This is a genomic window from Methylobacterium indicum (assembly GCF_017347565.1).
Lineage (GTDB): Bacteria > Pseudomonadota > Alphaproteobacteria > Rhizobiales > Beijerinckiaceae > Methylobacterium > Methylobacterium indicum.
On sequence record NZ_AP024145.1, the window covers coordinates 944,639 to 963,916 of the forward strand.

12 protein-coding genes are annotated in these 19,278 nt (G+C 71.8%); 7 read left to right on the forward strand and 5 right to left on the reverse strand.

Annotation, left to right across the window (positions count from 1 at the left end; genetic code table 11):
• Together miv_RS04335 and miv_RS04340 are read left to right on the forward strand one after the other, a co-directional pair.
• Complete coding sequence (locus miv_RS04335; RefSeq protein ID WP_207181591.1) at positions 1-1,020, forward strand: aldo/keto reductase; 1,020 nt, start codon at positions 1-3, stop codon at positions 1,018-1,020.
• A gap of 168 nt (positions 1,021-1,188) precedes the next feature.
• Positions 1,189-1,605: an SWIB/MDM2 domain-containing protein gene (locus miv_RS04340; protein WP_207181593.1), complete on the forward strand. Its 417-nt coding sequence runs from the start codon at positions 1,189-1,191 to the stop codon at positions 1,603-1,605.
• Positions 1,606-2,570: 965 nt separating this feature from the next.
• Here the strand turns inward: miv_RS04340 and miv_RS04345 are convergent.
• Positions 2,571-4,214, reverse strand: a complete 1,644-nt coding sequence (locus miv_RS04345) for an OFA family MFS transporter (RefSeq protein WP_207181595.1) — start codon at positions 4,212-4,214, stop codon at positions 2,571-2,573.
• Positions 4,215-4,383: 169 nt separating this feature from the next.
• Complete coding sequence (locus miv_RS04350) at positions 4,384-5,757, reverse strand: MFS transporter (RefSeq protein ID WP_207181597.1); 1,374 nt, start codon at positions 5,755-5,757, stop codon at positions 4,384-4,386.
• Between the two features lie 390 nt (positions 5,758-6,147).
• Between miv_RS04350 and miv_RS04355 the strand changes: the two genes are divergently transcribed.
• Positions 6,148-6,351 (forward strand): hypothetical protein, encoded by a 204-nt coding sequence (locus miv_RS04355; RefSeq protein ID WP_207181598.1) that lies wholly within the window; start codon positions 6,148-6,150, stop codon positions 6,349-6,351.
• A 130-nt stretch (positions 6,352-6,481) separates the two neighbouring features.
• On the opposite strand, the gene miv_RS04360 is transcribed toward miv_RS04355, so the two are convergent.
• Entirely contained in the window at positions 6,482-10,081 is a 3,600-nt protein-coding gene (locus tag miv_RS04360) for an autotransporter family protein (protein WP_244748860.1), read from the reverse strand.
• Between the two features lie 1,005 nt (positions 10,082-11,086).
• Here miv_RS04360 and miv_RS04365 point away from each other — a divergent pair.
• Positions 11,087-12,148 (forward strand): HD-GYP domain-containing protein, encoded by a 1,062-nt coding sequence (locus miv_RS04365; RefSeq protein ID WP_207181600.1) that lies wholly within the window; start codon positions 11,087-11,089, stop codon positions 12,146-12,148.
• Between the two features lie 200 nt (positions 12,149-12,348).
• On the opposite strand, the gene miv_RS04370 is transcribed toward miv_RS04365, so the two are convergent.
• The gene (locus tag miv_RS04370) at positions 12,349-14,901 is read right to left on the reverse strand and encodes a putative bifunctional diguanylate cyclase/phosphodiesterase (RefSeq protein ID WP_244748862.1); all 2,553 of its coding nucleotides are present in this window, start codon (positions 14,899-14,901) and stop codon (positions 12,349-12,351) included.
• A 173-nt stretch (positions 14,902-15,074) separates the two neighbouring features.
• Positions 15,075-16,520 (reverse strand): MocR-like pyridoxine biosynthesis transcription factor PdxR, encoded by a 1,446-nt coding sequence (gene pdxR / locus miv_RS04375; protein ID WP_207181603.1) that lies wholly within the window; start codon positions 16,518-16,520, stop codon positions 15,075-15,077.
• Between the two features lie 97 nt (positions 16,521-16,617).
• Between pdxR and miv_RS04380 the strand changes: the two genes are divergently transcribed.
• The 3 genes from miv_RS04380 (at position 16,618) to miv_RS04390 (ending at position 19,144) form a co-directional block, all read left to right on the forward strand.
• Positions 16,618-17,241, forward strand: coding sequence for an FMN-binding negative transcriptional regulator (locus miv_RS04380; protein ID WP_207181604.1), 624 nt, complete (start codon positions 16,618-16,620; stop codon positions 17,239-17,241).
• 97 nt (positions 17,242-17,338) lie between these two features.
• Complete coding sequence (locus miv_RS04385) at positions 17,339-18,235, forward strand: LysR family transcriptional regulator (RefSeq protein WP_048430484.1); 897 nt, start codon at positions 17,339-17,341, stop codon at positions 18,233-18,235.
• Positions 18,236-18,343: 108 nt separating this feature from the next.
• Positions 18,344-19,144 carry a putative hydro-lyase gene (locus miv_RS04390; RefSeq protein WP_058616936.1) on the forward strand — a complete coding sequence of 267 codons (801 nt, stop codon included), beginning with the start codon at positions 18,344-18,346 and terminating at the stop codon, positions 19,142-19,144.
• The last annotated feature ends 134 nt before the right edge of the window (positions 19,145-19,278 follow it).

Genomic DNA, 19,278 nt, shown 5'->3' on the forward strand with positions numbered 1-19,278 from the left:
ATGGAGTACCGCACGCTCGGCCGGTCCGGCCTGAAGGTCTCGCCGCTCTGCCTCGGTACGATGATGTTCGGCGGGCCGACCCCCGACGACGAGGCGGCCCGCATCGTGGCGGATGCCCGCGACCGGGGGATCACCTTCATCGACACCGCGAACGCCTACACGGAAGGGCGTTCCGAGGAGGTGGTGGGCCGGGCCATCGCGCAGGACCGCGACGCCTGGGTGCTCGCCACCAAGGTCGCGAACCCGATGGGGAAAGGCCCGAACGACCGCGGCCTGTCGCGCGCCCATATCGTCCAGGCCTGCGAGGCCAGCCTCAAGCGCCTGAACACCGACCGGATCGACCTCTACTACCTCCACAAGGAGGACCACGACACGCCGCTCTCCGAGACCGTGCGGGCGATGGCCGACCTGATCCGGGCCGGCAAGGTCCGGTACTTCGGGGTGTCGAACCACCGGGCCTGGCGGGTCGCCGAGATCTGCCGGCTGTGCGACGAGCACGGCATCGACCGGCCGGCGGCGAGCCAGCCCTACTACAACGCCCTCAACCGGATGCCGGAGGTCGAGCACCTGCCGGCCTGCGCCCATTACGGGCTCGGCGTCGTGCCCTACTCGCCGCTCGCCCGCGGCGTGCTGACCGCGAAGTACCGCCCCGGCGAGGCCCCGCCCGAGGGCACCCGCGCCGGGCGGGGCGACACCCGGATGATGCAGACCGAGTGGCGGCCCGAGAGCCTGCACATCGCCGAGGAGCTCAAACGCCACGCGGAGGGGAAGGGCGCCTCCGTGATCGACTTCGCGGTGGCCTGGGTGCTCAACAACCGTGCCGTCACGGCGGTGATCGCCGGACCCCGGACCTTCGAGCAGTGGCGTTCCTACGCCCGGGCCCTCGACTACCGCTTCACCCCCGAGGACGAGGCCCTGGTCGACCGCCTGGTGCCGGCCGGCCATCCCTCGACCCCGGGCTACACCGATCCGGCCTATCCGCTCGAGGGACGGACCACCTGGACGCAGGCCCGCGGCTGAGCCACGCTCCTCAGCGTCAGGCTCGCGGCGTGATCCGATGTGGATGACTCCGGTTCGACGGCGATTTCCTCTTGGAACGCGCCGTCCACGGCTTAGTTGTTGACGCTATGTGCCCAGGCATGTCCACTGTTCGACCCTGGGAGACGGGTTGCAGACCGGAGGAGACCGATGGCGATCAAGACCACCAAGAAGGCCGAGACCAAGGCCGAACCCGAAGCCGCCCCGAAGGCCGCTCCCAAGGCCACGAAGGCGGCCGCCAAGGACACGGCGAAGGACGACGACGCCGGCGAGGCCAAGGGCGCGGCCAAGGGCAAGAAGGTCGCGGCGCCGAAATCCGGCGACAAGCCCAACGCCCTGCAGAAGCCCCTGCAGCCGACGCCCGAGCTCGCCGCCATCGTCGGCGACAGCCCGATCCCGCGCGGCGAGGTGGTGAGCAAGGTGTGGGAGTACATCCGCAAGCACTCGCTCCAGAACCCCGAGAACAAGCGCGAGATCCTCGCCGATGACAAGCTGAAGAAGGTCTTCGGCAAGGACAAGGCGACGATGTTCGAGATGAACAAGTACCTCGCCCAGCACCTGAAGTAGGACTGCCCGGCCACCGGCTTCCTCCGGTCCGTCTCTCCCCGGATGGCCGCCCAGCGCGGCCATCCGCGCTCCCGGCCGCCGGATCGCCCGCCCCGGGCCCATCCGCGAGCCGATGACCCAAACCCTCGATCCAGGCGATGCCGGCCGAGGCCGCGCTCTCGCCGCCCTCCTTTTTCTGGCTATCCTGGTGGTTGCCTGCGTCTGGCTCGCCGGCGTCCTGCGCCGGGAATCGGCCCGCGAGGATTGCCTGGCAGCCGGCCGGCGGGATTGCGACGTGATGCGCTCTGATCGGTAGCGCAGCGCTGAAAATGCAGCCTTGGTGGTGTGGACGGCGATGCCGCTCGATGGAGCGGCGTCGTGCCGTCTCTGATCGCCGTTCGATGCCTCTCGCGGATGACGCCGGATTCCAAGGCCTGTTCGACCGTACTGATAACCTACCCGTCATGTCGGGGCCACGCAGTGGAGCCCGGAATCCGGACACTCGGCTTTTCTTTGATAAAGCTGAGAGCCTCTTTGATTTGCTGCGACACGATGACAACGGGATTTTATCTCCCATCCTCCTGCCTCATCCTGTGGTGCGAACGGAGTGAGCCTCGAAGGAGGGCTCCAGGGATCTCGGAGATTTCTGGAGTCCTCCTTCGAGGTCAGTCGATCTTTGATCGCGTGCGATCTTCGATCGCCAACACCTCAGGATGAGGTTGCTCATAGGAGAGGGTATGCCGATCAGTCAAACAAGCTCTAAATGTTTGGTCGTTCTTTCCTCTGACGTCCGCGGCTCTGGATTTCGGGCTCTGCTTTCGCGGCACGGAATGACCCGGAGGGGTTGAAATCCATCGATGTTCATCAGACAGGCTCTCCGTGCCTGTCCGACCCGAGCCAAAGTCCTTGTCCCGCTCGCGACCTCGTCGAACGGCTTATGAGCCTCGTGACGAGGTCGCGGATCGCGGGCAGTCAGCCCGCGCGCGTTACCGAAACAGGATCAGCGCCTTCGACAGGGTGATCCACACGCCCCACAGGATCGGCAGGCCGACCGCCGCCCAGGCGACGACCGCCACCGGCGTCAGGCCGCCGCGGCCGATCCCGAAGGAGCCGGACGGGTTGGAAGCCCCCGCGGCGCCGGCCGTCGCGTCGGCCGGGCGCATGAACCAGCGCTCGGCGAGCGGCCGGACCAGGAGGTTCGCCACGAACCCGGCCGCCAGGAAGCCGGCGAGGATCAGGAGCGTCCGGCCGTAGAGGGCGGCGCCCTGCACGCCCGCATCGACCTGGGCCTGCCGGATCGCCGTCACCACGAAGGGGCCGACGACGCCCGCCGTCGACCAGGCGGTGAGCAGCCGGCCGTGGATCGCGCCGACGAACTGGGTCCCGAACACGTCGGCGAGGTAGGCGGGGATCGTCGCGAAGCCGCCGCCATACATCGACAGGATCACGCAGAAGAACAGCACGAACAGCGCCTGCGAGCCGATGCCCGCGGCCCAGGGGGCCGCGGCGTAGAGGACGCAGCCCAGCGCGAAGAAGGTGGCGTAGGTGACCTTGCGGCCGATGCGGTCCGAGAGCGTGGCCCAGAAGAACCGGCCGAGGATGTTGAACAGCGAGAGCAGGCCGACGAAGCCGGCCGCGATGGCGGCGACCTGCGCCTTCTGCCCGGCATCGAGCTGCGCCAGGCCGAGGTCGGGCCGACCGATCAGCGCGCCGCCGAAGATTTCCTGGAGCATCGGCGAGGCGAGCGCGAGCACGCCGATTCCGGCCGAGACGTTCAGGCACAGCATCGCCCAGAGCAGCCAGAACTGCGTGGTCTTGTGGGCGTCGCGCAGGTGGACGTGCCCGCTGGTGATCATCCGGTTCTTCGCTGCCGGCGGGGTCCAGCCGTCCGGCCGCCAGCCCGCGGGCGGCACGCGGTAGCCGAAGGCGCCGCAGAGCATGACGACGAGGTAGCCCGCGCCCATCAGCGCGAGGGTCTGCCACACGCCGGCGCCGTCCGGGCCCCTGAAGCGGGTGATGAGCATGTCGGCGAGCGGCGAACCGATCATCGCGCCGCCACCGAAGCCCATGATCGCCATGCCGGTCGCCATGCCGCGCCGGTCCGGGAACCACTTCACCAGGGTCGAGACCGGCGAGATGTAGCCGAGCCCGAGCCCGATGCCGCCGATCAGCCCCATGCCGAGCCAGATCAGCCAGAGCTGGTGGAGGGAGACGCCGAGCGCCCCGACGAGGAAGCCGCCGCCCCAGCACAGGGCGGCGGCGACCCCGGCCTTGCGCGGCCCGGCGCGCTCGAGCCAGCCGCCGAACAGGGCGGCCGAGAGACCGAGCATCACGATGCCGATGGAGAAGGTGAGGACGAGGTCGCTGACGCGCCAGTCGCAGGTCGTGGTGACCAGCGCGGTCAGGAGGCCCATCTCCGGGCAGGCCGCCGGAGCCGGCTGGCCGACGCTGAGAGCGCGCGACAGCGGCAGCCAGAACACCGACAATCCGTAGGACATGCCGATGCAGAGATGGATGGCCAGCGCCGCCGGCGGGACGAGCCAGCGGTTGAAGCCCGCGCGGGCGACGATGCGTTCGCGGTCGAGGAGACCGGGCGCACCCGTTGAGCGATCGACGACCCGTGCGTCCATGAACGTCCTCCGGTTTCGGCCCCGTGGCGGGCCGTTGACGCAGCACGTCTACGGCAAGATTTTCATCCCGGATAGTCGTCGCGCGTGCTGGGGCGGGTTTCGTCCAAATCGTTGCGTTGCCTTTGGGGGCGGGCGGGTTTGCGATCCGCCGGCCCGGGACGACGTTGCATCAACGCCGGACTCGCAATCCGCTGGCGAGTGCGCCGGTCAGCGCGAGCGCGCTCGACAGCCACAGCACCGTCGCGGTGCCGCCGGCATGCAGGTGCCCGAAGATCACCGCGACGACCGCGGCGCCGAGGGACTGGCCCAGCAGCCGGGCGGTCGACTGCATCCCGCTCGCGCCGCCGCTGCGCTCCCGCGGCGCGCTGGTGATGATCACCTTGTTGTTGGGCGACTGGAACAGTCCGAAGCCGAGGCCGCACACCGTCAGCCGCCAGGCGATCGCGAGCGGCGAGGCCTCGGCCGGCAGGGACGCCATCAGGGCGAGCCCCGCCGAGAGGGCGACGAGGCCGATGGCGCCGAGAAGGCCCGGCGGGTAGCGGTCGGCGAGCCGCCCGGCGAAGGGGGCGATCACCGCGATGGCGATCGGCCAGGGCGTCATCAGCAACCCGGTCTGGGTGCTGGTGAGGTGGAGCACGTCCTGGAAGTAGAAGGGCAGGGCGACGTAGGCCATCATCTGGGCCGAGAACGAGCAGACCGAGCTCACCATCGACAGCGCGAAGACCGGGATGCGCAGGAGGTCGATCGGCAGGAGCGGGGCCGGCAGGCGGGCCTGCATCCACACGAAGGCGATGCCGACGAGGCTGGCCGCCGTGAGCAGGGCGAGCGCCGTGCCCCCCCGTCCCGCCTCGCCGAGCCCGTCGACGCCGGTGATGAGCAGGCAGAAGACCAGGGCGTTGAGGAGCGCGCTCAGGGCGTCGAACCGGGCGCCGCTGCGGGGCGTTGCCGGCAGCATCCGGGTCGCCAGCGTCAGGGCCGCGAGGCCGAGGGGCACGTTGACGAGGAAGAGCCACGGCCAGCTCGTCAGCGACAGCACGGCGGCCGCCACGCTCGGCCCCGCCGCCGAGGCGATCGCCACGATCAGCGCCATGGTGCCGACGCCCCGCCCGATCATGCGGTGCGGGTAGACGAAGCGCACGAGCGCGATGTTGACGCTCATGATGCCGGCGGCACCGAGCCCCTGGACGATGCGGGCCGCGACCAGCATCGGCAGCGAGCCGGCGAGCGCGCAGGCGAGCGAGGCCGCCGTGAACAGCGCGAGGCCGGTGCAGTAGACCCGCTTGTAGCCGAGGATGTCGCCGAGCGAGGCCAGAGGCAGCAGGGCGGCGGTGACCGCGAGCTGGTAGCCGTTGGTGATGAAGATCGCGGCGCCCGGCGTGACCTGGAGGTCCTTCGCCATCACCGGCAGGGCGACGTTGACGATCGCGCCGTCGAGCACCGCCATCGACATGGCGATGCCGATCGCCAGCATCGCCCATAGCCTCGCCCGGGTCGGCAGGCCGTCGGCCACCTCCGCCGTCGCCGGTCCCGCCGCTCCCGTCATCCGTCCGGTTCTCCTTGACGCCGGCGCCGCGCCCCCGCCGCCGACTCTTTCACGCGAGCCGCGCCTCGCGCCCGATCCGAGGCCTAACGCAAAGCTGCCGCCCGCGCATCGCTCCCGGCCTCATCCCGGCCCTGCGCGAGGGGCGGAGATGCTGCGACATCGGCGGCACGCAAACGCGTTGACACGCTTGCCCACGGGCGTATGGAGCATCCGTGGCCCCGGGCGCGTCGTCGCCACGCCATGCCCATCCAGGAACCATCAACCCCATGCCGAGCGACAGTCACAGTCGATCGACCGCGCCGTTCGTGCCGGCCGCTTCTCGCAGGGACGCCTGACCGGGCGCTCTCGGAGGCGTCGGCCGCGCGGACGGCCGCCCCCGAGAGGTGCATCATGACCTTCACCATCCTGCCCTTCGCGCCGAAGGGCGCCGTGTCCGTGCGCCTGCCCGCGGCTCCCGCCGTTCCGGTGCCCAAGACCGTCCTGCGCGCCACTTGGTCCCTCGATCCGGAGACCGGCCGCCCGGTCTGCCGCTGGAGCACGGACGACGAGGGAACCCCGGCCCGCTGCCCGGTCCCGCGTCTCAAGGCGGCGTAGGCCGGCCCGGGCCCGTCCTCGGGCAGCTCTTGCGCATAGGAGGCTTAGAGACGGCCGCCTCGCGACAACCCTACGAACGAAGAAGGGCGCGGCTCGCGCCGCGCCCTCTTTTTCTGGCCTGCGCCAAAGTTCAGAACCGGTAGGTGAAGCTGCCCTTCATCGCGTGGTCCTCGGCCCGCGATCCGACCTGGCCTGTATAGGACACGCCGATCGTCGCCGCCTGCGACACCCGCAGGTCGAGGCCCGCCGAGGCCACCAGCGCGTCCCGGCTGATCGGGATCCCCGCGGTCACGAAGCTGGGTCCGGTCCCGAAGGCCAGGAGCGCCGTCGGGATCACGTCGCCGAAGGCGCGGCGGTAGCCCACCAGCCCGTGCAGCGACACCGGCGCGCCGAAGCTGAGATCCACCTCGGTCTGCCCGCGGATACCCGCCGTCAGCGTCGGGATCTCGGCGAGCCGCGAGGCGCCGCTCAGGGCCGCGACGCCGCCAGTCTCGGCGAACCGGTCCCGGTCGATGCCGACATAGGCCCCGCCGACGAACGGCTCGATAAAGGACGCGGAGGCCTTGCCGAGCGTCCCCGCCGCAAGCGCGATCCGGTAGCCGATCTCGCCGAAGCCCTGCACCGTCGATCCGCCGTAGCGGGCGCTCTCGGTCTCCGAGACGCCGGGAAACACCACGGAGCGGCGCAGGCGCAGGCTGTTGTCGGCATAGACCGCGCCGAGCCGCAGGGCGAAGGGACCGGCCTCGTAGCCCCCGTAGACGCCGCCGAACCCGCTTTCGATCGACCCGCTCGCCGTCTGGCCGGGCGCGTCGAGGGTGGTGCGGGTATAGCCGCCGGCCACGCCGAGGCGGAGGCCGCTCTCGAGCCGGATATCGGCACCGAGCACGAAGCCGGCGGTGTCGCGGTTGAGGGTGACGGCATTCCCGTCGTTTCGCGCCTGGCCGAAGCTGCCGAAGCCCTGGCCCCAGAGGCCGAACACCCGGGGATCGAGCACCCGCACCGGCACCGGGGCGACGGGCGCGGCCCGTCCGGGGAGGTCGGCGGTGTAGGTGGCGGGGAGGCTCCCGTAGTCGCGAGTCGCCTCGCCCGACCAGCGCAGCCGGTCGAGGATGGCTTCGCGGACGAAGAAGGCGGTCTCGTAGGCGGCCGAGACCGCGCTGGCGTGGATGTCGCCGGTGAGCGCCTGGAAGGCGGTGACGGCCTCCGGCGTCGTCAGCCCCACCGTGCGGTCGTAGACGCCCGATCCCGCGCCCGCGCCCTGGATGGCGGTGGCGACGGCGGCCTGGTTGCGGGTCCGGGCGATGGCGGCGAAGGCGACGTCGTTGCGGGTGAGCGTGAGATCGACCTCGGCGGGCTGGTAGCGGAGCGTCGGGGTGAGGAAGGCGAGGTTGGAGGCGACGCCCGCGAAGGTGCCGGAGATGCCGCCCGCGGCCGACAGGATGGTGTAGCCGGTGCGGGGGGCGTAGGCGCCGTTCGCGGCGAGCACCTGGACGGTACCGCCTTGGATCGTGGCGGCGCCGGTGACGGCGAGGCGGTCGGACTGGCCGCTCGCATTGGCCTCGACCTGGAAGGTCGAGCCGGCGGCGAAGCTGGCATTGCCGGCGACCGTGAGGGTGCCGAGGGAGCCGCCGGGGGCGACCGTCGCACCGGACTGCGCCGCCACCCCGCCGACCGTGCCGGTGCCGCCGAGCAGGCCGCCGGCGCCGACCGTGACGACCGAGCCGGCGAGCGACCCGTTCACCGCGAGGCCGCCGCCGAGCACCGCCGTGGCGCCGGTGAAGGCGCTCTGGCCGGTCAGCGTGAGGGTGCCGGCATTGATCTTGGCGAGCGTGCCGGTGCCCGAAAGCGCGTTGGCCATCGTGCCGTCGACGGCCTGATCGAGGACGAGGCTGGCATCGTTGCGGATCGCGCCCGAACCGAAGGCCCGGGCGTGGCCGACGAGGGTGCCGCCCGCCACCGTGGTGCCGCCCGCATACGTGTTGGCACCGGTCAGCACCAGGGTGCCGCTGCCGGCCTTGGTGAGCGAACCCTGGCCCGCGATGTCGTTGCGCCAGGTGTCGAAGGCCGAGGTGCCGCCCTGGCCTGCATCCATCGTCACGGTGACGGCGCGGGTGAAGGCGCCGTAGCCGTCGAAGGCGGCGTAGAGGTTCAGCCGGCCCCAGCCGTCATAGGTGTTGCCGCTGAGAACCGGGTAGCCGGAGGGAAGGCCGGTGCTCGCCAGTATCTCGGTGCGCTGCGCGTCGGTGAGGTAGGGGAAGCGGGTGAGCAGCAGCACCTGTGCCTGCAGCGGCACGTCGGCGGTCGTCATCGGGGCGACGGTGCCGGTGGGCTGGAAGCCGTAGGTCAGGCGGGCGGTGTAGTCGGCCTTGTTGCGCGCCGCGTCGCCGAAGGCGTCGGTCGTGCCCGCGGCGGCGGCCGCGTTGAGGCAGGACGCGACGCTCGCCGCGCCGCAGGTCGAGGCGAGATAGGACTGCGTTTGCCGGTAGGCCTGGTAGACCCCGTAGGCGGCCTTGTTCGCCGGGTCGGTCCAGTCGAGCCGGTTGCCGGCCGAATCGTAGAGCGCGCCGTAGATGTTGGTGGCGACGATCGCGCTCGATTCCATCCGGCCGCCCATCACGTCGAAGGGCGAGTGCATGCCGGCCAGGATGCGGTTGTTGCCGAGTTCCGAGGCCCGGGTCAGGAGCTGCTGGCCCCGCTCCGGCACCAGGAAGGCGGTGGCCAGCGCCTGGAGGTAGCCCGAATTGGTGTGGCCGCTCGGATAGGCGCCGTCGGCATAGGGGTTGGTGCTGTTGATGACCGGCTGCAGCAGCGTCGGCACGGCGACGCCGGTCGAGACCCGGTAGGGCCGCGGCGAGGTGCCGATGCCCGGCACGTAATCGCCGACCGAGAAGGTCGTCGGCGTGAAGGTGCTCCCCGAGAAGGTGCCGACGTTGGGCACGGTGAGCGGCCGGCCGCCATTGGCGTCGATCATGGCTTGCGTGACCGTGAAGCCGCGCACCCAGCGATCCGCCGTGCCGTAGACCGCCGGGACGGGGAAGTTCTGGAGGTAGGTCGGCACCACCAGGCCCGCGGTGTCGCGGGTCGAGAGGCCGGTCTTGTTGGTCGTCGCGCTGTAGGCGTTGAAGCGGGGATCGAGCGGGTTGATGGCGGGAGCGTCGCCCTGGGAGCGGGCGAAGATCCGCTTGGCCGGCTCGGTCGAGGCGTTGGCCCGGGCCACGTCGTTGATGAAGCCGACCGCCGCGGCGAGCGGCGTCGCCGTGCCATTGCCGAAGGTCGTCGCGCCCGCGCTGGCGTCGTTGCCGGTGCGGATGCTGGCCGCGTAGTCGGCGAGCGTCGTGGCGACGTAGGCCGTCGGCGTCAGGCTGTTCGGGGACGTTCCGGTGACCGACGCGCCGGCGCCCGTGAGGTAGGCCGAGGTCAGCGGTCCGAGGCCGTTGAGGATGCTGTAGGCCTGGCCCGTGCGGTCGTCGTGGATCGCCGCCAGGGTCTGGGCGTCGGTGCGCCCCTGCGTCATCGCGACGACGGTCTGGTAGTTCCGGGTCAGCGCCGCGGGATCGCCGGCAAGGAGCCCGGCATAGGAATCGAGCACCCGGTTCATCACCGTGCCGGGAGTGACCGACGTGCTGTTCGGGAAGCCGACCGGCGGCGAGGTCGGAACGCCTTGCGCCCACGCATCGATCGGAAACAGGCAGGTCGCCGCAAGCAGCGCGGCGTGGAGCGTCGGACGCATGGACCCCTCGAGACGATGTTCTCTGTTGCGGGCCGGCGCCTAGCTTGGCCGCATGAAGTCCCGATGACGGGGCGGCCTGAGAAATATCGAGAAACACCAACGGCGACGATCGGGAGACGGTGGATCCTGCCTCGCGCAATGAAAGATCGACCATCGATGATCTTCGGGGCCGGGATATCGACTGACCTAGCGTCAGACAAACAGCATACGGTGCGGTTTCGCGATGACCGGGGCCGTGGACCCGATATCGACGGGCTACCACCGCCCGGGTCGAGATCCCGGCTGCCCGTCGCGCACGGGAAAGCTTTCTTCGGCCGTGCGGAGCAATCCTGCCCGGTTCTATTCCGGTCGGTTCCGGTTCATTCGATAGTATCGCGCCCGTTTTCCATCTCTCTCGACATCGTCACGACGGCATGGAGGAAGAGACCCGCTCCTTGCCGCCACGATGATGGCGAGGACATGCGCGCCCTGAAGGCCGGGATGCTCGGACCGGCACGACACGGCGAAGGCTGCCGAGGGCAGGCGCCTCATCGGAAGGCCCCTCGGCCGCGACCGCCAACGCCGCGCCCGTGAAAGCGGCCGATTCGGAGCCGCCCGCAGCCGGGGCAGTGTCGGCCCTGCCGGGACTTCGTGAGGTGCACGGGCCCGGTCGCCGAACCGGAGGATGCGTGGCACGCCGGATGGAGATCCCGGCCGGACCGGGCCTGCCGTGCCTAACAGTTACGGCGACGTTATCGCAGGATGAGTTCATTCTAGGCCGATAACATTCATAGGTTGTATCGGAGAACGACAAGCGACGTCGCGCCGGCCCCGGGCGTCGCGCCGGGCGGGGGGCGGCCACGAAACGCCACGAGGGTGGCGCCGACGACGCGCCGATACCAGCCGCCGAGCTGGGTCTGCTTGCGGCGGCCCGGTGATGGTCGCGATCGGCGTAAGCATTTGTTCGGGAGTAAACCTGTAGATCAGGGACCGCAGAGGAGCCGTGCGGCCGCCAGGAGGGACGCGATGCCCGACGAGAGGACCTTCGTCCTCGTGACCGACAGGCCGGACCGCAGTGCCGCGATCAGTGCGGCCTTGCGGGGGATCGGCATCTGCGACGTCGTCGGCCCGGACGAGACGTGGCGAGGCCGGGGGGCGCTCGCCGGCGTGGTGTCGGACATGACCCTGTCCCGGCCGGAAGCCGATCACTGCCTGCGCGCGCTTCAGCGCCGCTTCGCCGACAAGCACCTGCCGGTGATCTGCCTGCTGCGCAAGGCGACCCAGGACGCGCTGCGCCACGCCAAGACCCTCGGGGCGACGGTGTGCATGCCCGCCTACGTGCCGCCCGAGACGATCGTGGCGGCGCTCGCCAACCAGGTCGGCATCATCGCCGAGGGTGCGGGCCAGACGGTCAGCCAGGGGGTCGCCCGGGCCGGCGAGGCGCTGAGCGGCCTTCTCGCCGAGGCGCGGGCCGGCCAGCCGATCCGCATGGGCGCCGTCGAGGCCGGCCTCGGCCCGATCCTCACCGCGGTCCGCGAGGGCGGCCTCGCCCGCTGGCTCGACACGGTGTGGACCCACGACGATGCCACCTACCAGCATTGCCTTCTGGTCGCCGGCCACGCCGCGCAATTCTCGCTGCATCTGGGCTTTCGCCACGAAGACCAGTTCCGCTTCGTGCGCGCCGCGCTCATCCACGACGTCGGCAAGGCGCGCATCCCGCTCGAGATCCTCAACAAGCCCGGCCGGCTCGCGCCGGACGAGATGAGCGTGATGCGCACCCACGCCGCCATCGGTCACGAGATCCTGGTGGCCGGCGGCGAGCGCGACCCGATCACGCTCGCCGCCGCGCGCCATCACCACGAGATGCTCGACGGGTCGGGCTATCCCGACGGCCTCGCCGGCAGCCAGATCGGCGACATCGTGCGCCTGCTCACCATCTGCGACATCTACGCCGCCCTGACGGAGCGTCGCCCCTACAAGGCGCCGATGCCGATGGCCGATGCGATGGCGATCCTGTCCGCCATGGACGGCAAGCTCGAAGCGCGCCTCGTGCAGTCGTTCGGCGAGTCGCTGAAGGCTGCAGGCTGAGGCCGCCGGCCCGCCACCTCTTTCAATGGGGGGCAGGTCATAGGGGGCAGGGGGACCGCAAGCGGGGGCCGGTCTCGACCCTCGATCGTCCCATCGCCGATCCCCTCGCCACCCCCCGCACCGTATGGGCCGATCGTCGATGCGGCGGCCCCATCGACCGGTCCGCGGGGATGGCCGGACGCGCGCCTCCCGGCCGGGCCTCAGGCGCTCCGCCGCTCGTCGGCGCAGCACAAAGCCGTGAACGCCTCGGCGGGCATCGGGCGGCCGAACAGGTAGCCCTGCGCCTCCTCGCAGCCCTTCGCCCGCAGCCTCTCGGCCATCGTCTCGGTCTCGACGCCCTCGGCGATGACGGCGAGCCCGAAGCTGCGCCCGAGCGTCAGCACCGACTGCACGATCGCCCGGTCCTGGGGCGAGGCCACCATGCCCTGCACGAACGAGCGGTCGATCTTCAGCCGGGTGAGCGGGAAGCGCTTCAGCAGGCTGAGCGAGGCGTAGCCGGTGCCGTAATCGTCGAAGGCGAGGCCGACGCCGAGGTCGCGCAGCGCCCGCAGTGGTGCGATCAGGCCCTCGTCGTGCCGCAGGATGATGGTCTCGGTGATCTCGATCTCGAGGGCGGAGGCCGGCAGGCCGGAATCGGCGAGCGCCGCCTTCACCTCGTCGACGAGGCTCGCCGAGTGGAACTGCGCCCCGAACAGGTTGACGCCGATCCTCAGGTCGCCCGCGCCGGCCCGGCGCCACGCGGCGGCCTGGGCGCAGGCCTCGCGCAGCACCCAGCGGCCGACCGGCACGGCGAGCCGGCTCGCCTCGAGGGGAGCCAGGAACTCCGCCGGGGCGAGGAGGCCGAGCCGGGGGTGGCGCCAGCGGATCAGCGCCTCCGCGCCGACGACCCGGCGATCCGCCAGCCGCAGCTGCGGCTGGTAGAACAGCACGAACTCCCCGGCGGCCAGCGCCCGCAGCAGCTCCTGCTGGCGCGCGGTCCAGGACAGGGTCGCGTCGCGCAGGGCCGGCGTGAACAGGCGGTGGCAGTGCCGCCCGGCGCGCTTGGCCTCGTAGAGCGCCATGTCGGCGCAGGCGAGGAGCGCGTCGTCGAGGGGGCCGTGGAGCGGGCTGAGCGCGATGCCGACGCTCGCCCCGAGATGGATGGTCTGGCCGGCGATCGGGAACGGCTCGGAGAGGCTGTGCAGGAACGTCTCGGCGAAGGCCGTGGCCTGCTCGGGCTCGCCGCAGCCGGGCAGCAGAACCGCGAACTCGTCGCCGCCCATGCGGGCGACGAGGCCGTCCCCGCCGATGCAGGCCGCGAGCCGCGCACCGGCCTGCCGGATCAGGTCGTCGCCGGCCTCGTGGCCGAGGCTGTCGTTGACCTTCTTGAAGCCGTCGAGGTCGATCATCAGGGCGGCGGCCCCGAGGCCCCCGGACGCCCCGGCGAGGCGCGTCATCGCGACGGCGAGGCCCCGGCGGTTGCTCATTCCGGTCAGGCCGTCGGTCTCGGCCTGCCGGCGCAGGGTCGCCATCAGGCGACCGCGCTCGTGCATCCGCTCGTCCAGCACCGCGAGGGCGTCGAACAGGCGCCGGATCTCGGTCACCCGCAGGGCCGGCAGCCGGCGCGGGGCCGGCGCGCCGTCCTCCGACAAGGCCATGACGGTCTCGCGAGCGATCAGCAACGGGCGCAGCACCGAGGCCCGCAGCGACAGCAGCAGGGCGACGAGGACCGTCAGGACCGTCACGGTGCCGCAGGCCACGGCGACGAGCCGGGTGCGCACGGCGTCGCGCTCGGCGGCGAAGCCCGCGACCATTCCGGCGAGGTAGCGGTCGCGCAGGGCCTCGACCGGCTTCAGGGTCGGGACGTAGCGGCGGGTGAGTTCGTCGGCCGAGAGCGTGTAGCGGCCGCCGCTGCGTCCCTCGGCGATCGCCGTGTCGATGAGGCCGAGCCCCGTCTCGCAGAAGGTCGCCTCGACCTCGGCCAGGAGATCCGCCACCGGCTGGCCGGGTCCGAACGCCGCCTGGCCGCGCAGCAGCCGCATCAGCTCGACGATGCGGCCCCGGATCTGCACCGCCTCGGCGATCTGGAGCGGATCGAGCGGCTGCTGCACCGCCACCGCCGGGATGATGGCCGAGCCGATCCGGCCGCCATATTCGCGCAGGTCGCTCACCACGTGGCCGACGAGCCCCGGACCGATCAGGCGGGGGTCGGCCTGGCCGAGGGCGCGGATCTCCCAGGCGACGGCGTCCTGGTACATGTCGACCACCGCCACCATCCGGGCGACCGCTGCGGCGATGTCCGCGGCGCGGCGCTCGGAGACCGGCACCCCGGCGACCCGGTCGACCTCGCGCCGCGCCTCCTCCAGCCGGGCCCCCGTCGCCGCGACGATGCGATCCGGCAGGAGGCGATCGGTCTCGTCTGCCGGGGCGGCCGGGTCCGCTTGTTCGAGGGCCGCAATGCCCATCAGTGCCCTGTCGCTCGCCACCCGAAAGGCCGCGAGCCGCGCCTCCGCCGCCGGATCGCTGCCGGGGGCGATCGCCATGACCACGTTCGAGGGGCCGCGCTCCGCCGAGAGGCGGTTGGCGGCCTCGAGCACCTGCCGCAGCCGGCCGATGCGCGCGAGGTTGCTCTGGCTGTCGCGGTAGGCCGTGACCGAGGGGGCGATGACGATGGCCGTGAGGGCGAGCAGACCCGCCGCGAGGAGCAGGGCCGTGACCCACAGCCGGCGCCCGAGCCCGACGTCCCGTCTGCCTGCCAGCCGGAGATTTGCCAATCGACGGCCTACCATTCTGACGGTGGCGGCCGGCTCCCGAGGTGGATGCTGCAAGAAGGTCCCCCGGTCATGCTGAACCGGCACCGCGCCCGGGCGCTGCTAGGGCTTACAGGCAAAGCGTTGCCGAAACGCTTATCCCCGACCCGATTGCGCAAGGCCGAGATGCCACCGGCTCAGCCCGCCGCGGGGCACCCGGAGGCCAGCACGGCGGCGAGGGCGCCGATGCCCTCCCGGATCGCCGCGGGCTCGCTCCCGGCAAAGCCCAGGATCAGTCCGGCCCGGTCGGGCCGCACCGCCGCGTCGTGGTAGAGCGGGCCGACCGGGTAGACGCCGATCCCCGCGGCTCTGGCCGCCGCGACGATCGCGGCCTCCCGCGCGGCGGGCTCGCGCAGGAGCCAGGCGACGAGGTGCAGCCCCGCCGCCGCGCCCTCGACCCGGACCGCGGCACCGACATGCTCGGCGAGGGCGGCCAGCATGGCGGCGCGCCGGGCGGCGTTGCGCCGGCGGGCCTGGCGCAGGTGGCGCTCGTAGCCGCCCTCCGCGAGCAGGGCGGCGAGGGCGGCCTGTTCCAGCCCCGGCGCCTGCCGGTCGGCGAGGCGCTTGGCCTCGGCCATGGCCGGAGCCAGGGCCGGCGGCACCACGAGGTAGCCCAGGCGCAACTGCGGCGAGAGCGTCTTGGAGACCGTTCCGACATAGACGACGCGGCCGGTGCGATCGAGGCTCAGCAGCGATTCCACGGGCTGCCCGTCGAAGCGGTATTCGCCGTCGTAATCGTCCTCGACGATCATGGCCCCGCAGGCCTCCGCCCAGGCGAGCAGGGCTTGACGCCGCGCGACCGGCATCACGCCGCCGAGGGGGAACTGGTGCGAGGGCGTGACGTAGGCGAGCCGCGCCGGGCCGAGCCCTCCGGTCCGCATCCCTTCCGCATCGACCGGGACCGGGATGATCGCGGCGCCCGCCGCCGCGAAGGTCCGGCGCGCCGTGCCGTAGCCCGGCTCCTCGAATACCACCCGGTCGCCCGGATCGACGAACAGCCGGGCGCAGAGGTCGATGCCCTGCTGCGACCCGTTGACGACGACGATCTGGTCGAGGTCGCAGCGCAGGCCGCGGGCGCGCCAGAGATAGGCCTGGAGCGCCGCCCGCAGCTCCGGCAGTCCCCGCGGATCGTCGTAGCCGAGACGGGCCGGCCGGCGCAGGACGGCGGCGGTGAGCGCCCGCCGCCAGGCGAGGACCGGGAAGTCGCGGCCCGAGAGGTCGCCGTAGCGGAAATCGATCGCCGGTCCCGGCCGCGTCTCGGGCGGCGGCTCGGCCATGAGGCGGTGACCGAAGGCGGACAGGCGCGGCGGTGCCGTCGCCTCGCCGGGCCCCGGGGGCGGCACCGGCAGGATGCCGGCGGCGACCCGCGTCCGCCCCCCGGGCCGGGTCTCGAGCCACCCCTCGGCGACGAGCTGGTCGTAGGCCGCCGTCACGGTGGTGCGCGAGACCCCGAGCTCGATCGCGAGCGCCCGGCTCGACGGCACGGCCGTCCCCGGCGGATAGACGCCCTGGGCGATCTGCGCCTTCAGGTCGGCGCCGATCCGGCGGCCGACCGGGGCGGGGAGGCGTGAGGCTTCGGTCAAACTGGCCCACCCATTTCGTGGCGAACTGGCCGTTCAGCATGGGCCGGTTTCGGGGCAAGGACCAGTACCGGCCCCGTCGCGGCCGAGGAGAGTTTCGATGTACGTCCCGCCCGCCTTCCGCGAGACCGACGAGGCCGCGATCCACGAGACGATGCGGGCCGCGCCGCTCGCGAGCCTCGTGACCGCGACGGCGGTCGGTCTCCTGTGCACGCCGCTGCCGCTCCTCCTCGCGCCGGAGGAGGGCGAGCGCGGCGTGCTCTACGGCCACCTCGCCCGCGCCAACCCGCATTGGCGCGAGCCGGCTCTGGCCGAGTCGCTGGCGATCTTCTCCGGGCCCGACGCCTACGTGACGCCGTCCTGGTACGCGACCAAGCGGGAGACGGGGAAGGTCGTGCCGACCTGGAACTACGTCGCGGTCCACGCCTACGGGACCGCCGAGTTCTTCGACGAGCCGGAGCGGCTGCTGGCCGTCGTCACCCGGCTCACCGAGCGGCACGAGGGCGCGCGGCCGGGCCCCTGGGCGGTGGCGGATGCACCCGCCGACTTCGTCGCTGCGCAGCTGCGCGGCATCGTCGGCCTGCGGCTGCCGATCGCCCGCCTCGAGGGCAAGCGCAAGATGAGCCAGAACCGCAGCGCGGCGGACCGTGCCGGCGTCGCGGCCGGGCTCGCCGCGGGCGAGGCCGGCGCACGCCGCGTGGCGGCGCTCATCACGGAGGGATGATCCGCCCCCGCCTCCCGGCCGGGAGGCGGCCGCGGGCATTTGCGCCCGGTCCGATCCTTGCTCCAAGATGCCCGGTGAACGCGAACCGGGATGGGGCATGGCGGACCTGCGAAGCTTGGAGATCTTCTACTGGGCTGCCTCGTTGTGCAGTTTCCGCAAGGCGGCGGAGCGGATGAATACCTCCCAGCCGGCGGTGTCGCAGCGCATCGCGGCTCTGGAGGACGAGTTCGGGGTGCCGCTGTTCGAGCGGCGCGCCCGCTCGGTCGCGCTAACGCCCAAGGGGCGCGACCTCCTCGGCTATGCCGAGCGTTTCCTGCACCTGCGCACCGAGATGATGCGGAACGTCGCCGGACCCGGCGCGATGCGGGGCGTCCTGCGCCTCGGCGTCTCGGAGACCATCGTCCATACCTGGCTGATGCGCTTCATCGCCCGGATGAACGAGGCCCATCCCGGCGTCACGGTGGATATCGCGGTCGACATCTCGCCCAACATGCGCGACGCGCTCCTCAACCGGGATCTCGACCTCGCCTTCCTGGTCGGGCCCATCACCATGCCGAGCCTGGTCAACCTGCCGCTCTGCAGCGTGTCCCTGGCCTGGATCGCCGCGCCGCAGCTCGATCTCGGCCCCGGCGAGGTGAGCCTGGCGAGCCTTCTGCGGCACCCGCTGATCACCTACCCGAAGAACACCAATCCCTACGTGTCCTTACGCGAGATGCTGGCCCGCTCCGACCTGCCGCCGCCCCGGCTGCACAGCAACGCCTCGCTCTCCACCATCGTGCGCATGGCCCGCGAGGGCATCGGCATCGGGGTGATCCCGCCCGAGGTGGTGCGCCGGGACCTGGAGGAGGGGGCCTTGCGGATCATCGCCCCGGCGCCGGCCCTGCCCGACATCGCCTTCACGGCCACCTATGCCAGCCTGACCGACAGCGGCCTCGCGGCGGCCGCGGCGCGGCTCGCCTGCGAGGTCGCCGCCGCGCCGGACTGGCGCCGATAAGCTCCGCTTATCGAAACCGATGCGAAATCATGATTGGCCGTGACGTGCCTGCGATGTGATCATGCTCCATCCTTGGGCAGGCGATTGGCCGCGAGCAGGGGATCTGCGATGACTCTTCCCTTCGACCGGGCGCGGATGAGCGGCGAGGCCGCAAGGCTCGCCTGCCGCAGCGGTGCCGTCACGGGCTGCACCGCCGGCATCGCCGACGGCTTCGTCCAGGGCAACCTCGCGGTTCTGCCCGTCGACCTCGCCGCCGAGTTCCTGCTCTTTGCCCAGCGCAACCCGAAATCCTGCCCGATCATCGGCGTCTCGGCGCCGGGCGAGCGCCGGATCCCGGAACTCGGCCTCGACCTCGACATCGCGACCGACATCCCGGGCTACCGGGTCTGGCGCGACGGCGAGGTGGTGGCGGAGCGCGACGAGGTCGCCGACCTGTGGCGCGACGACCTCGTCGCCTTCGTGATCGGCTGCTCCTACTCGTTCGAGGCGGCGATGGCCGAGGACGGCTTGCCGCTGCGCCACGTCGAGATGGGGGTGCGGGTGCCGATGTACCGCACCGGCATCCCGTGCACGCCCGCCGGCCGCTTCGCCGGACCGATGGTGGTGTCGATGCGCCCGCTCACCCCCGCTCAGGCGATCCGGGCGGTGCAGATCACCTCGCGCTTCCCCGCCGTCCACGGCGCGCCGGTCCATCTCGGCCGGCCGGACCTGATCGGCATCGCGGACATCGCCGTGCCCGATTACGGCGATCCGGTGAGGATCGGGGAGGACGAGATCCCGGTCTTCTGGGCCTGCGGCGTCACCCCGCAATCGGTCATCGCCGCGGTGCGGCCGCCCTTCGCCATCACCCACGCCCCGGGCTGCATGCTGATCACCGACCGGCGCAACAGCGAGTTCGCCGTCCTGTGACAGATGTCCCCGGTCCTTTCGTCTGGGCCTGTTGTATGTGCATCATTTCCGCCATCCGGCTTTGACCGCTTCGACACCGGCTTTTCAAAGCAGGCGAAATGAGGCTTAGAGAAAGTCGTCCAGCCCCTGGAGGC

Bases quoted from the DNA above. Each gene is read 5' to 3' on its own strand.
- miv_RS04335 (WP_207181591.1), top strand. From the start codon at position 1: ATGGAGTACCGCACGCTCGGCCGGTCCGGCCTGAAGGTCTCGCCGCTC.
- miv_RS04340 (WP_207181593.1), top strand. From the start codon at position 1,189: ATGGCGATCAAGACCACCAAGAAGGCCGAGACCAAGGCCGAACCCGAA.
- miv_RS04345 (WP_207181595.1), bottom strand. From the start codon at position 4,214: ATGGACGCACGGGTCGTCGATCGCTCAACGGGTGCGCCCGGTCTCCTC.
- miv_RS04350 (WP_207181597.1), bottom strand. From the start codon at position 5,757: ATGACGGGAGCGGCGGGACCGGCGACGGCGGAGGTGGCCGACGGCCTG.
- miv_RS04355 (WP_207181598.1), top strand. From the start codon at position 6,148: ATGACCTTCACCATCCTGCCCTTCGCGCCGAAGGGCGCCGTGTCCGTG.
- miv_RS04360 (WP_244748860.1), bottom strand. From the start codon at position 10,081: ATGCGTCCGACGCTCCACGCCGCGCTGCTTGCGGCGACCTGCCTGTTT.
- miv_RS04365 (WP_207181600.1), top strand. From the start codon at position 11,087: ATGCCCGACGAGAGGACCTTCGTCCTCGTGACCGACAGGCCGGACCGC.
- miv_RS04380 (WP_207181604.1), top strand. From the start codon at position 16,618: ATGTACGTCCCGCCCGCCTTCCGCGAGACCGACGAGGCCGCGATCCAC.
- miv_RS04385 (WP_048430484.1), top strand. From the start codon at position 17,339: ATGGCGGACCTGCGAAGCTTGGAGATCTTCTACTGGGCTGCCTCGTTG.
- miv_RS04390 (WP_058616936.1), top strand. From the start codon at position 18,344: ATGACTCTTCCCTTCGACCGGGCGCGGATGAGCGGCGAGGCCGCAAGG.